This window comes from uncultured Clostridium sp. (assembly GCF_900547735.1).
Taxonomy (GTDB): domain Bacteria; phylum Bacillota; class Clostridia; order Lachnospirales; family Lachnospiraceae; genus Otoolea.
The window spans coordinates 26,919-42,144 of sequence record NZ_URHZ01000047.1 but is presented as its reverse complement, the minus strand read 5'-3'; the positions used below and the strand labels follow the sequence as shown (position 1 = coordinate 42,144).

The following is a 15,226-nucleotide window of genomic DNA, read 5'->3' as shown; positions in this document are numbered from 1 at the left end:
AAGCGGGAGCGGGTCCCCGCAGGAATTTTTTCTCCCGGATTCCCCACCCGCGACACCCTGTAAACCGGGACTGAAGACTCATAACCTCCCCTCCCCATTCCGCCCCCAGGCCGTCCCGGCTGCGTTCTCATTTCTCAATGAAATCCCCGTCTTTGCCTTTACCTGAGTCTCTAATTCTGATATAATCTTATATTGGATAAAAATGAGCGAACAGGCCACCGTTCCAGGAGAAGGGGAGTTAAATGAAAGATGAAATCCTGAAAGAAATAAGGGATTTGACAAAAGAGATACTGCATAAATATTTTTGTGAATCTGATATGGAATTTCTGATATCTAAATTTGCGCCGGACATTGTGTGGATCGGGGCAGGCGAGAAGATGAAGGCGGAGGGACGTGAAGCAGTGGCGGAGGCCTTCCGTGCCGGAAAAGGCGATATGATTCCATGTGAGATGTATGATGAGACATTTATCGTGCGGGAATTGGCTGAGAACTGTTATTTCTGTGAAAGCGCGGGATGGGTGGAGTCGGTGGAGGGAACCAGGATGTATATGAAGCTCCACCAGAGAGCGACTTTCATCTACCGCAGGGAGAATGGAAAACTCTGGCTTGTGCACCTTCACCACTCGGCTTCCTATGGCGATGTGAAGGACGATGAGCTCTTTCCGGTGGCGGCTGCAAAGGAGTCCTACGAGCAGCTTCAGGAGATATTAAACCAGAGGGATCGCCAGATAGAACTGATGCTTGAACAGCTTCCCGGAGGAATGCAGGTTTGTTTGAACGACGACAGGTTCTCCACTCGTTGGGTAAGCCCAAGCCTCTGCCAGATGCTGGGCTACGGCAGTCAGACGGAATATGCCGATGCAACGGACAACTGCTGTAAGAACTTTATTCTGCCCGAAGATTTTGCCGCAGTAAGAACGGAAATCGGCGAAGATCTTAACCGGGGAGACTCTTATTACACGGAATACCGTATTATCAGAAAAGACGGGAGCGTCATCTGGGTTGCCGATCTCGGGAAAAAGGTATTTGACCAGGGCGATGATGTCCTCTACAGTTTTATCACCGATATAACGGAAAAGAAGCAGAATGAGCTGAAAATCGAGAAGGCGTCCAGAGAGGTTGAGCGGACGGCGAGATTTCTCACCCAGCTTTACAATACGGTTCCCTGCGGAATTCTTCAGTTTACGACGGACCCCTCTCACCGGCTTGTCAGCGTAAACAGGACGGCTTGGGAATTTTACGGCTATGCCTCGGAGGAGGAGTACAGAAACCATATTGAAACACCGTTCCAGATGGTGCTGGGCAAAGATATGGACTGGGTCATGAAGACGGCGGAGTCCCTGACCCTGTGGGGGGATGTGGCGGCTTACACGAGAGAGAGCCGAAAACAGAATGGGGAACAGGTCTGGGTCAATGTCACGATGGGCCGGATTGTCAATGCGGACGGCGAGGAGGTAATCCAGGCGGTATTTACCGATATCACCGAGACTAAACGGATTGAACTGGAAGCGGAAAAGCAGAGGCTGATCGAGAACCAGTCGCTGCGCGCCGCTATCTGTACGGCATATCCGTTGATTATGAGGGTAAACCTGACCAGAGATTACTATGACTGCTTTGTGGAAGAACAGAATGCATACACGATCAACCGGTGCGGCAGCTATGATGAGATGCTTTTGGAGAGCAGCAGCCGGACTTATCCCGCATACAGGGAAGACTATCTAAGGACGTTTTCCAGGGAAAATATGATTCAGAAGTTTTCGGACGGCGAGAAGGAGGTATACCTGGAGTATCGCCAGATGGGCTCCGACGAACAGTATCACTGGATTTCTTCGCATCTGATTTTCGTGGAAAATTCCGTGAGCGGGGATATGATTGCCATCAGGATGATTAAACTGCTGGATGCCCAGAGGGCGGAGACGGCGAAACAGGAACAGCTTTTGAGGGACGCCCTGGCGGCGGCAAAGGCGGCCAATAATGCCAAGTCCGACTTCCTGTCCAGAATGAGCCATGATATCAGGACGCCGATGAATGCGATCATTGGAATGAGCACTATCGGCAAACTGAAAATTGAGGATCCGATCCGAGTGAAGGACTGCTTTGATAAGATTGACACCTCATCCAGATACCTCTTGTCGCTGCTCAACGATATTCTCGATATGTCCAAGATCGAGACGGGGAAGATGACGCTGTCCAGTGAAACCTTTGATTTCATTGAAATGATAGCCGAGATCAACTCTATCATTTTCCCGCAGTCCCTGGAGCGCGGAATTGACTATGAGATTCACCACAAGGATCCGCTGGAACGCTACTATATCGGCGATTCCCTGCGGCTTAAACAGATCTTGATGAATCTGCTGTCCAATGCAGTGAAATTTACAATGGCCGGCGGGAAAATCCGGATAGAGATAGAAGAAGAAAAACGCGTCAATGGTTTTGCCATACTCAAAATCTCCGTCAGCGATACGGGAATCGGCATGTCTGCGGAGTTTCTGGAGAAGCTTTACCAGCCTTTTGAACAGGAAACGGCGGACAGTGCGAGAAACAAGATTGGCAGCGGTCTTGGCCTGTCGATCGTGTATAACCTTGTCAACCTGATGGGCGGAGACATTAAGGCAGAGAGCAGGAAGAATGAGGGAAGCCGTTTTACGGTCAGACTTCCCTTCGGCCTTCTTCATGATGATGAGGAAAGGGAAAAAGAACGCAAGACAAGGGAACTGTTAAAGGAAATGAAGGTCCTGATTGCGGATGACGACGAATACATAGGCGAGCAGGCGGCAGCGATTCTGGATGGAATCGGCGCGGGTACCGTGTTTGTAAATTCCGGGATCAAAGCGGTGGAGGAAGTGGAAAAAGCCCTGGTGGCAGGGTGGATGTTTGACGTGGCGATGATCGACTGGAGAATGCCGGAGATGGACGGCATTGAGACGGTCAGCCGCATCAGGGAACTTACGGGGCCGAACACGATGATCATTATCATTTCCGCCTATGACTGGAGCAGCATTGAGGCGGAAGCCAGGGCGGCGGGAGCGGATTACTTTATCTCTAAACCGCTGTTTCGGGCATCGGTGTACGAAACATTTACAAAGTTTCGGGCGGGCCGCAGTGCCGGCCTGAGCAAACAGGCCGTGGAGAGTGAATTCCTTGGAAAGAAGATTCTCCTGGTGGAAGATAATGAACTGAACCTGGAGATTGCAAAATCGCTTCTGGAAATGCACGGTCTCTGCATCGTGACGGCGGCAGACGGACAAAACGCGGTGGAGACATTTAAGGCGTCGCCGGAAAACAGCTTTTTCGCGGTGCTGATGGATATTAGAATGCCTGTAATGAACGGGTTAGAGGCTACGAGAGCCATCCGTTCCATGGATAGAAGAGATGCGGCGACCGTTCCGATTCTGGCTATGACGGCCAACGCGTTCGAGGAAGACAGGTGCCAGGCCATGGAAGCGGGAATGAACGGATATCTTGTGAAACCGCTCGATCTCTCGGTGCTCCTTGCGGCGCTTAAATCCCTGGAGAATTAAGGCAGGGTAAACACGGCATTATACCGCGGCATGATAACTCGGTACAATAACGCGGCACTATAATGCGGTATAATAACGAGGTGTGATGGCGAAAGACAGCGGAGGCGGAAGATGAAACTGATGAATGAAATACCGGACCGGTTTTGGGGCCTATTCCGCTCCGTCAACCGGCCCATCTACATAGAGGCATTGCTGAAAATAAGCGAAGAATACGAATACAGCAACTATTTTCTGAGCAGGGAGGCCTGCATACGGATTCTGGGTGAACACTTTGCCCGCAAAAAGTATGTGATTTGGCAGGATGAGATGGAGGACGATCTGGATACGCTGGAACCGCCGGCGACCAGAGTCCTTAACTGGCTGCTCCGTGCAGGCTGGCTCAGGAAAGTAGACGATTATGCGTCCATGACGGCCAATATTGTAATCCCCGATTACGCGGCCGTCATGCTGGATGCATTCGGAAAGCTTTTGAACGATGAGGAAGACGAAACTCAGATCTATATTCAGAATATCTATGCAATTCTGTTTTCCCTTAAGAATGATAAGAGAGCGGGCTTAAGCCTGTTAAATACTGCGCTTATCAACACGAAAAGGCTCAATAAGACGCTTCAGGACATGCTGCATAACATGGATAAATTTTTTGCAGGCCTCCTGGAGCAGAAGACCTATGGAAACCTGTTAAAAGATCACCTGGAGGGCTATGTGGAGGAGATCGTCAGGAAGAAATACCACATTCTTAAGACATCGGACAACTTTTATCTGTATAAAAACGACATCAAGTTCTGGATTGCAGAGATGAGGGAGGACGGCCGCTGGCTTGAAAACCTTGTGCGAAAGGGCGGAGGGGCGGTATCGGACGACGGCGCAGTGGATGAAGAAAAGCTCACCGAAATCCAGGAGATACTGAGCCAGATTGAGAGAGGTTTCGATGACATCGAGCGCAGGATTTCCAATATGGATAAGGAGCATTCCAGATATGTGAGAGCCACCGTGACGAGGTTAAACTACCTATTGAACCAGGAGGACAATACAAAGGGCCTGATTATCCGCCTGCTCAACCATCTGTCGGACGACGGCGGACAGGAAGAAAAACTGGTTCAAATCGGCAGCAGGATGAATCTGTCCCAGATGAATATCCTGTCGGAGGGCTCGCTCTATAAACGGAGAAGGGTGAAGGCGGATTTTGCAAAGAACCTGGAGCCGGACGAGGAAGAAAAAGAGCTGACGACGGAGGAAATACTCAACTTGAACCGTGTAAAGAGCCGTTACAGCCGCGCCGAGATAGAGAACTTTATCACACAGCGCGCCGTCTCGGGAAAGATGGAAGTGGGAGAGAAGACGGTTACAAATGATGAAGAATTTGAGAAACTGATCCTGGCCTATGATTACTCCACCAGACAGAAAAGTCTGTACCATGTGGAGGAGGAAGAGGCCGAACTGATAGACAACGGCAGATACCGCTATCCGAAGCTGGTATTTGTAAGGAGGGACAAATGACAGAAATTCCGTATTTTGACGGTCTGATGGGGGAAGAGCAGAAGGAGGTCACGGACTCCATCCGTCTTCTGCTCCGCCAGACCTTTATCCTGGAACGCAAATACGACAGGCGGACGGGACGGTTCCAGTATAACCGTGATTTCAGGCTCTGCAACAAGCATCTGGAATTCATACGGCTCTATTTTTCAATCAGCGGCATCTCTGTCTGTGAAAACAGCCAGCTCGGCGTGATCTATATCCAGGGAGAAACGCTGGTGGGAGATAAGCTGCCGAGGCTTGCCACCCTGTACCTGCTGATTCTGAAACTGATTTACGACGAACAGATGGAGAGCGTGTCCACCAGCGTAAATGTCTACACGACGCTGGGAGAGATGCATGAGAAACTGGGGAGCTACCGCCTTTTTAAAAAGCAGCCTTCCCCAACCGATATTAAAAGAGCCGTAACCCTGCTTAAAAAATACCAGATTATAGAGCCTCTCGAGCTTTTAGATGATTTAAAGGGAAGCAGCAGGCTGATCGTTTACCCCTGCATCAATGTGGTGCTGATGGGGGACGATGTCAGGGAACTTCTGGAATCATTTATGGAAGAGGAACCGGGCTCAGAACCGAGCTCAGAACCAGAATCGGAAATAGAGGCGGAAACGGTATCGTGGACGGAGGAGTCCGGTTCGGAACCGGGATGGACAGACAGTACGCAAGAGGAGGAGCAGGATGACACAGCAGACGAGGAATGACGCGGACCGTTTTGTGGCGCTTTCCCGCATTTGCCTGAATAACTGGCATTATATCAGCAGGAAAACCCTCTCTTTCAGCGAGGAGATCAATTTTTTTACCGGTCATTCCGGGAGCGGTAAATCCACCGTAATCGATGCAATGCAGATTGTGCTGTACGCCAATACGGACGGAAGGGGATTTTTCAACAAGGCCGCCGCGGATGATTCGGACCGGAGCCTGATTGAATACCTCAGAGGCATGGTGAATATCGGAGAAAATAATGAGTTTGCCTATTTAAGAAACCGGAATTTCTCTACGACCATAGTCCTGGAACTGAAGAGGACGGACACACAGGACTGCCAGTGTGTTGGTATCGTATTTGACGTGGAGACATCCACGAATGAGATTTCAAGAAAATTTTTCTGGCATAAGGGGCCGCTGTGGGAAGACGGTTACCGGACGGGCGAACGGGCCATGACCATCGCCGAGGTGGAGGAGAGACTTAACAGTTCCTACGGCAAAGAAGAGTGCTTTTATACCTCCCACAACGAGAGGTTCCGCCGGATACTCTATGATGTGTATCTGGGAGGCCTCGACCAGGAAAAATTCCCCCTGCTTTTCAAACGGGCGATTCCCTTCAGGATGAATATCAAGCTGGAGGATTTTGTAAAGGAATATATCTGCATGGAGCAGGATATCCACATTGAGGATATGCAGGAGAGCGTCATGCAGTACGGCAGAATGAGAAAAAAGATAGAGGATACCTGCCGGGAAATTGAGGAGCTGAAGGCCCTTTCTGAGAAATACAGGGCGGTGGAGGCACAGGAAGAACTGATCCGGAAAAACACCTATTACATGGATAAGATGGAGATTCTGGATCTGCGCATCCAGGTGGCCGGACTGTCGGACCGGATGGAACAGACTGCATTTGATCTGCGAAAACAGGAGGAGACGGGGCAGCAGGTAAAAAGCCAGATTGCGGCGCTTAAGGCAAAGAGCGATGAACTCCTCCGCCAGATTTCTTCCACCGGTTATGATGAACTGAAGGAGAAGCTTAAGGGGATGAACGAACTCCTGGAGCGTCTTATGAAAAGTGAGGACAGGTGGCAGAGGACGGCCGCCGGGTTAAAGGCCTGGGTGGATGAGGATGTCACATCCAACCAGACCATCTGGGATATAGAGGAATTCGAGGCCCGCTCCATTGACAGGGCCGTTCTTGAACGGCTGAAAAGTTCTGTGGAAGAGACGAGGGAAGACGTTGCCAGGCAGAAGCAGGAGGCCGGATCCGCTATCCGCGAACTGGTAAAGAGGGAAAAACAGGCCGGGGAAGAGCTGGAGAAGCTCCGGGCCGGAGGAAAAGCATACCCCAAATACCTGGAAAATGCCCGTTCCTACATTAAAAAGAGGTTATTTGAGGAACGGAAAAAACAGGTGGAAGTTTATGTCCTTTCCGATCTTCTGGACGTTAAAAGCGACGAGTGGAGAAATGCCGTGGAGGGCTATCTGGCCGGAAACAAGCTGTCTCTTGTCGTGCCGCCCGCCTATGCGAAAACGGCAATGGAAATATACGGGGAACTGGACCGAAAAGAATACTGGAACGTAGCGGTCCTCGATACGGAGAAAGCGGCGGAAATCACACCTCATGTCTTTGAAAACGCCCTGTCGGAGGAAGTTCTCGTCAGGGAGGATTATTTAAGGCCATACATCGACATGCTTCTCGGAAAGGTTATTAAATGCCGCACCATAGAGGAACTGCGTAAAAACAGGACTGGAATCACGCCCGACTGCATGCTTTACCACAATTTACGCCTGCAGTTTGTAAATCCAGACCACTATACAAAATTCGCCTATATTGGAAAAGCCAGCGTGAAAAAGAGAATCAGGCTGCTGGAGGAGGAGATCACGCTCTGCCGCACGGAGAGAACGCCGCAGGAAGAACTGCAGAAGGAATGCAGCCGCATCCTGGAGCTTGAAAAGATGGAGAGCAGTGCGGACACTTACCTGGAATGGCTTGAAGACATCAGGCAGCTAAAGATAAAGACAAGAGAGCAAAACCAGCTTAAAGAAAAGCTCCGGAAAATGAAGGAGCAGAACATTGACGAGTGGGAGAAGGAAAGAGAGGCTGTTGAGGCCCTGAGATCCGGTAAGGAAGAAGAATTGCGTGAGATCGACCGGCAGACGAACCGGAGCCAGGAGGAATTGACACGGTTAAAGAAAGAGGCCGTCTGGAAACAGGGAGAACTTTCCGACAGGGAGCGCAATTTCAAAGAAGAAAAGACACTGGAAGAGCAGCTTCGCGAGCTCCTCTCCAAACGTGACAACCCGAATTACGACAAGCTAAGGGATTATTTCAAGGGACAGGCCGGTTCGGCAGCGGAAGCCAGGGATCAGGCGTTTGATATTCTGCTGTCTGAGCGTCTCGCTTACCTGAAACGGTATCCAAACAGGAATTTTTCACCCAGCGTGAGAAATAATGAGGCGTATGAAAAGCTGCTTGTCACACTCGGCTGTGACAATCTGGAACATTACAGGGAGGCGGCCGCGGAGCAGGCAAAGACGGCGGTGGAGCGTTTCAAAGACGATTTTATGTATAAAATCCGCAGCGCCATCGGCGAGGCCATCGGCCGCAAGGACGAACTCAACCGGATTATCAGCAGCCTGAACTTTGGAAAGGACAAATATCAGTTTGTCATTGGGAAAAACAAGGGGGCGGACGGCCGTTTCTACGATATGTTTATGGATGAAGCTCTGGAGATCAATCCCTCGAAGCTCAGCCAGTCCTTTGAAAACCAGCTCAACTTCTTTACAATGGAGCATGAAAACCAGTATGGAGAACAGATTAACGAACTGATAAGCATCTTCATCCCGCCGGAAAACGCGTCGGCCGAGGAGATGGAGGAAGCCAGAAGAAACATGGATAAATATGCGGATTACCGCACCTACCTCTCCTTTGATATGCAGCAGATCATCAGAAACGACGACGGCGTCATGAAGCTGCAGCTCAGTAAGATGATACGGAAAAACTCGGGCGGAGAGGGGCAGAACCCGCTGTATGTAGCGCTCCTTGCAAGCTTTGCCCAGGCCTACCGCATCGGCATTTCTCCGAAACTCAGAAGAAATCCGACGATCCGTCTCGTGGTGCTGGACGAGGCATTTTCAAAAATGGATGCGGAAAAAGTGGCCAGCTGTATCCAGTTAATCCGTGACCTGGGCTTTCAGGCCATCATAAGCGCCACCAATGATAAGATACAGAATTACGTGGAGAATGTGAATAAGACATTTGTGTTTGCCAATCCGAATAAAAAGGCGATTTCCATCCAGGAGTTTGAGAGGGAGGAGATGCCGAAACTGTTTGGGATGGTGGAAAAGTGAGGGGGTTAGTCTTCAGTCCCGAGGGTAGTAGTCGCGGGTGGGAATCCGGAGAAAAAAATTCCTACGGGGACTCGCTTTCGCTTGTGGAGCGCACAACGGATGCTAAGCTCGAAGGGACCTCGCTAAGCACCGACGGGCTCCAAGGTCCCCTGCGGAAAGTTTTTCTCCGTATTCCCCGGGAAGTTTACCGGCGGGACTGAAGACGCGGAGGGGCCCATAACCCCGGACCCCGGCTGGGGCGGATATGTGGGAGACAATGGCAGGCTGGCAATGAAGATGCGTTAATAAGAAAATGCTGAGGAGCCGCTGGGTTTTAAGTTATATTATTTGATATATTAGGGGAGGAGCCGCTGTGTCTGGATATCAGGTGACACTTCTCGGAGTGCCGGGGGTTTTTTATGAGGGGGATGCCGTTCATTTTCCTTATCGTAAAGCAGAAGGAATTTTCTATTATCTCTGTGTGGAGAAAAAGGTCAACCGTGATGAATTGATCTCTGTTTTCTGGGGAGCCGGTGACGAAGCTTCCGGGCGGAAGAATTTGAGGCAGGCTCTTTTTCAAATAAGGCGCTGTCTTGGCAGTGAGGTCATTGTTCAGCAGGGGAAAAATACCCTGGAGCTGAATCCCAAAGCCGGAATCCGGACGGAATGGGATGCATCCGATGCGGAGTTTGCTTTTTATCAGGAGAAGTTTTTGGATTTCTTCTATCTGAAAGACTGCCCGGAGTTTGAAAACTGGGTAGAGAATAAGAGGCATCTTCAGCTTTCCAGGTGTCTTGACTATATAAAGACACAGCTTAAAGAATCTTCGCTCTGCCGTGAGGTACCGCGTCTGTGCCGCCTGATTGACACATGGAAGTATTGGAAACCATGGGATGAGGAAATGGTTCTGACCGGAATGAAATGTTATATGCAGGCGGAGAAATATGATTTGGGAATCCAACTGTATCATGAATATGCAAAGTGTCTTCGGAAGGATTTGGAGGAAGAACCTTCGCATGAGGTGGAATTACTGTTCAGGACGCTGTTCCACCGCAAAGAAGTATCACTGAAACGGAAGCCGGATCACAGGGAGTATTTTTTCGGTCGGCTGAAGGAACTTCAGTATATTGACGAACGGATTTTCTGGTTTCTGAACCATGAACCAACCGCGTCGGTTGTGATTGAAGGCGAGGTGGGAGTCGGAAAGACCGCGCTGATGCAGCAGATTTATGAGATGAACCGCGAGGCGGGGATCTTGGAGCTTGTATCACATTGTTACAGCGCGGAAGCTGATTTTCCTCTGAAATCATGGAGGGATCTTTTTAAACAGCTTGAAAACCTTCACAACGAAGGGAAAATTCATTTGTCCGGGAACAGCGCCAGGCTGATTCATCCCGTACTGGCAGGTATGGCGGCGGAGAATCCCGAGGCGGTCCGCGTCGGAGAACGGGAGTATTTGAGTTATACAGCGCTGGAGAACGAGGTCCTTAATCTGTTAAAGGAACTGGCCGAACAGTGGAAAATTATTCTATACTTTGACAGTCTTCAGTGGATGGACGCAGCCAGTCAGCGGCTTCTTCAGCGAATCATGATAGAACTGGGCAACCGCCAGGTATACATGATAGCAACTTACCGTATCGATGGAGAGCAGGATATCCGTGGGCTTCTCGTGGCGCTGAGTGAGCGGGATATCATTACAGCCCTCCCCCTTTCGTGCTTCACGGAGGAGGAAACGGAGGAAATTATGAAGGGGTCGTTGCAGGGATGCAGAGAGGCCGGAATCAGTGCCCATGAGATTTTCCTGCGTACGGAAGGAAACCCTCTGGTGCTGATGGATACACTGAATCTGATCCGTCAGGAGGGATGGAAGGATGACAGACCGCTGCCAAGGATAGACAGGCTGATTCAGCTATGGCTTGATGAACTTACAAAGCAGCAGAGAAAGGTATTGGATGCCCTGTCCATCTATGTGGAGTACGCGGAGCTGGAAGAACTGGAATTATTGGTGGAAATAGAGCGGATGGAGCTGATCGAAGTGCTGGAACAGCTTTTAATGACACGCTTTGTAATGGAAAAGACGAAAGATGGCTATATCGTTTACAAATTCAGGCACCGGTTTTATAGAGACTATGTATATCAGCACCTTTCTTTGGGAAAAAGACGACTATGGCATCATGCCGTTGCCGAATCCTATGAAAGTCAAAGGGATGGGGAAAGATGGCCGGAGCTGCTTCCGTTTACAATACGCCATTATGAATGTAGCGGGGATGTAAAACGGGCGGATATGCTGCGGAACTCTCAGGATAATAAACAGGGATAACAGGGAAGACTTATAGGTTACAGATTTTTTCGGAAATCTGTAGCCTTTTTTGTGATGTTTTTCAAAATGCCGTTTCTATTAACGCTTTTTTAACGGCACAAAATTATAATGGAAGCTAAGTCACTGAAATGCGGTGGCTGAGGAACAATATCACAATTAATAAATGGAGGGCAGGGTAAAAATGAATCTTGAAGAAAAACAAATGCTGGAGGCCATCGACCGCAACAGAGAAAGGATTCACCGTATCGGCAAGAAAATATGGGAATTTAAAGAGGTAGGCTGGGAAGAGTTTCATTCTTCCGCTCTGTTGATGGATGAACTGGAAAAGGAAGGGTTTGAGGTGCAAAGAGGGCTGTTGGGGAGACATCCCAAGTTTGACCGGGAAATCGAGATGCCGACCGCATTTAAAGCCATATTGAAAGGAAAAGAAGGCGGCCCGACGATTGGGATCATACTGGAATATGACGCTTTGCCAAATGGGCATGCCTGCGGCCACAATCTGATTGCTTCCGCAGGATTTGCCGCGGCATTGGGGTTAAAAGAGGTATTTCAGTCAACGGGAACGGTTGTCGTATATGGAACTCCTGCGGAAGAGCTGGAAGGCTCCAAGCATTATATTCTGGAGGGCGGGTATATGGATGAGGTGGATATTATGCTTGCCAGCCATTATGGCTCGGATTGGGGATCTGAGGTGACGGGAAAAGCCATTGTATGGCCTACTCATGATAACTGGCTCACCTTTAAAGGCCGGTCCTCCCACGCCTCTTCATCGCCGGAAAAGGGAAGAAGCGCCTTAGATGCGGTGATTCTTACAACCGTGGGGCTGGAGTTCTTAAGGGAACATATGCCGGAAACAAACAGAATCCATTATATTATATCCAAAGGCGGGACTGCCGCTAATTCTGTTCCGGATCTTGCGACCCTGAATGTGGAACTCAGGACGAATGATTCCGCAGAGCTGAATGCACTTATGAAAAGAGTTGATAACGTTATCAAGGGCGCCGAACTGATGACGGATACGACCGCGGTTTATCAGTGGGATGCGCCGTGGTACTGTGCCACGCCGGTTCCCTTTTTATACCGGCTGGCGGCACAATATGCTCCGGACCTTGGAATTGATGAATCCAGATTCTCATTCGGCGCTTTGCCGAAAGCGTCATCCGACTTAGGGTGCGTGGCTTATAAGATACCAAGCGTGGAAATTACATTCCCCATCGTGAAAGAGGATGAGCCGGCGCCCGTTGGCCATGCAGACGAAACAGCCGCGATAACGGGAAATGACTTTCCTGTCGACCAGAGTATCCTGGCAGGCAAGCTTATGGCGCTTACCGGATTCCGAATCGGAACAAATCCGGTGGAACTGAATAAAATCAAAGCCGAGTTCAAGAAAAATTATAAAGAATAAAAAAATCGGAATTTCGCATATCCAGTTCTCTGGTGCGTTTAAGGAAAGGAGTAAGTCATGTCGGAAAAATTGACATCCACGAAAGATTTGAAACGGGTTTTAGGTTTTTGGGATTTAATGGCAATCGCTACCGGCTCCATCATAGGTTCAGGCATCATGTCCCTGACGGGAATCGGCATAGCCCGCACAGGCCGTTCTATATTTGTCGCTTTTATTATAGGCGGTTTCATCACGTTATTAGCAAGGTCACCCCAGATCTTTCTTAATTCAGTTGCAAGGTTCAGAGGCGGCGATTATTCAATGGTCGGGACATTGCTCGGGGCAAGATGGACGGGAACCTATTCCATGATTTCCCTGCTTACCAGTGTCACACTGTCCATGTATGCCCTTTCATTTGCCGATTATGCAATGCCGTTTCTCCCCTGGTTCACAAGAAAAGCCATAGCGCTCGGCATATTGACCCTGCTGTTTGTAATCAATGTCTTTGGCGTCAACGCCTTTGCAAAATTTCAAACCCTGGCGGTAGCACTGTTAATCATATCTCTGACGATATTTACGGTAATCGGGCTTACCCGCCTGGAGCCGGATTACTTTGAGAAAAGCAGCTGGATGACGGGAGGAGTCCGCGGACTGTGGAGAGCGGCTATTCTGATGAGTTACACATGCGACGGCGCTCAAGGGGTAACCTCAATGAGCGCGGAAGCCAAAAACCCGACAAAGGATATTCCAAGGGTCATGCTGCTGTCAACATTAGGCATTGCTGTTTTTTACGGCTTACTGGGTGTTGTGGCTGCAGGTGTCCTTCCGGTCGAACAGGTTGCAAACCAGCCGCTCACACTCGTGGCAGGAACGATCCTGTCCAGACCCCTTTACTATCTCTTTGTCATCGGAGGTGCATGGATGGCGCTGATCACGACATTAAACAGCTCTATCGCAGCCTGTACCAAACCGTTAATGCAGGCATGCAACGACGGCTGGTACCCGTTATCACTTGCAAGACTGCACCCTAAATTTAGAACGCCCATCATTTTATTAGGTATCTACTATATTATCGGATTTGTGCCGATTGTATTGGATTTTGACATCGGAGTGATCAGCGATATAACCATTACGGTCGGTTCCATTACAAAATTTATGATTGTACTGAGCCTGTTGAGATTACCCAAAGTAATGCCCGAAGCCTGGAAAAAGTCGGATTTTTACGTCAGTGATGCAGCCTTAAAAGCAATCGGCCTCCTAGATTTGGCCGTAATCATCTTCTCCGGGTTCATGTCGTCGATCGAGCTGCCGTTACCGTTGCTGCTGGCGAATCTGGCGGTGGTGGCGTTTGCATTTATCTTTGGCAAGGTAAGGTATGGCAGCGGCAAGGTAAACGTAGAAGTCAGCTATGAGCTGCCGGACCCTGAAAAATAGGAGAGATATACAAGACAGTCCCCTTTTCCCCCTTTTTTATTAAATTTCTCTGAAAAAAACTACATATCCGTTGCGGTAACCCTGAAAAAAAGTTATACTAATGTCCGATGCAAGAATTACACACCTGTATTACCGGTGTTTTTACATGGCCGGAATGCGGACAATACCGCATCAATACACGAACGGAGGACAATATGCATAACGACTTGCTTACAATCGGCGGCGTCACGATACACGGATACGGCCTCATGATAGGGCTGGGCTTTGTGGCTGCTTATTTTATGACGGAACACAGGGCGCAGAAACAGGGGCTTGACAGTGAAAAGATTATTTCCCTGGCTCTGTGGGTAATTGTGTCCGGGCTTATCAGTGCAAAGCTGCTGTATTACATCACAATATTTGACGATATCGTTAAAAACCCAAAGCTGCTTCTGGATTTTGGGGATGGTTTTGTGGTTTACGGAGGAATTATCGGAGGAATTTTTGGAGGCTTCCTGTTTTCACGCGTTTACAAGATTTCATTTTTCCGGTATTTTGACCTGGTTATGCCGGCGGTTGCACTGGCGCAGGGACTGGGAAGAATTGGATGTTATCTTGCCGGATGCTGCTATGGTATCCAGGTGGACAGCCCGATTTCCATCGTGTTTACGAATTCGGCCTTTGCACCCAACGGGGTGCCGCTTCTGCCGACCCAGTTGATTTCCAGCGGACTTAATTTCGTACACTGCATTATCCTGCTTCTGTTTGCAAAGCGGGCGAAAGCGCCGGGGCAGGTATCGGCTCTGTATCTGATTTGCTACAGCGCGGGACGTTTTGTTCTCGAATATTTCAGGGGAGACCTGATACGCGGTTCGGTGGGCACGTTCTCCACCTCCCAGTTTATCTCCATTTTCATCTTTGCGGCAGGCGTGATTCTGTTTATCGCCAGCCCGAAGTTCAAAAAGGAGAGCACAGCCGGGGCTGCGGCGGGAAACAGCAAAGAGCAGCAGTAAGCGGCCGGGAAGT

Annotated in this window: 8 protein-coding genes; all 8 read left to right on the top strand. The window is 49.5% G+C overall.

What is annotated here, in order from left to right; all coding sequences use genetic code 11:
* Positions 1 to 242: 242 nt before the first annotated feature.
* The 8 genes from QZT18_RS14925 (at position 243) to QZT18_RS14890 (ending at position 15,213) form a co-directional block, all read left to right on the top strand.
* A complete protein-coding gene (locus tag QZT18_RS14925) occupies positions 243 to 3,521 on the top strand; it encodes a response regulator (protein WP_294148818.1) in 3,279 nt (1,092 codons plus the stop codon).
* A 111-nt stretch (positions 3,522 to 3,632) separates the two neighbouring features.
* Entirely contained in the window at positions 3,633 to 5,018 is a 1,386-nt protein-coding gene (locus QZT18_RS14920) for a Wadjet anti-phage system protein JetA family protein (protein WP_294148816.1), read from the top strand.
* Complete coding sequence (locus QZT18_RS14915; protein ID WP_294148814.1) at positions 5,015 to 5,752, top strand: DUF4194 domain-containing protein; 738 nt, start codon at positions 5,015 to 5,017, stop codon at positions 5,750 to 5,752. Before QZT18_RS14920 ends, QZT18_RS14915 begins: the two co-directional genes overlap by 4 nt.
* Positions 5,730 to 9,104: an ATP-binding protein gene (locus QZT18_RS14910; protein ID WP_294148812.1), complete on the top strand. Its 3,375-nt coding sequence runs from the start codon at positions 5,730 to 5,732 to the stop codon at positions 9,102 to 9,104. The genes QZT18_RS14915 and QZT18_RS14910 overlap by 23 nt, the downstream gene beginning before the upstream one ends.
* 352 nt (positions 9,105 to 9,456) lie before the next feature.
* Positions 9,457 to 11,403 carry an AAA family ATPase gene (locus QZT18_RS14905; protein WP_294148810.1) on the top strand — a complete coding sequence of 649 codons (1,947 nt, stop codon included), beginning with the start codon at positions 9,457 to 9,459 and terminating at the stop codon, positions 11,401 to 11,403.
* Between the two features lie 181 nt (positions 11,404 to 11,584).
* Positions 11,585 to 12,808 (top strand): amidohydrolase, encoded by a 1,224-nt coding sequence (locus tag QZT18_RS14900; RefSeq protein ID WP_294148808.1) that lies wholly within the window; start codon positions 11,585 to 11,587, stop codon positions 12,806 to 12,808.
* A 57-nt stretch (positions 12,809 to 12,865) separates the two neighbouring features.
* Positions 12,866 to 14,221 carry an APC family permease gene (locus tag QZT18_RS14895; protein WP_294148806.1) on the top strand — a complete coding sequence of 452 codons (1,356 nt, stop codon included), beginning with the start codon at positions 12,866 to 12,868 and terminating at the stop codon, positions 14,219 to 14,221.
* Positions 14,222 to 14,415: 194 nt separating this feature from the next.
* Complete coding sequence (locus tag QZT18_RS14890; RefSeq protein ID WP_294148805.1) at positions 14,416 to 15,213, top strand: prolipoprotein diacylglyceryl transferase; 798 nt, start codon at positions 14,416 to 14,418, stop codon at positions 15,211 to 15,213.
* The last annotated feature ends 13 nt before the right edge of the window (positions 15,214 to 15,226 follow it).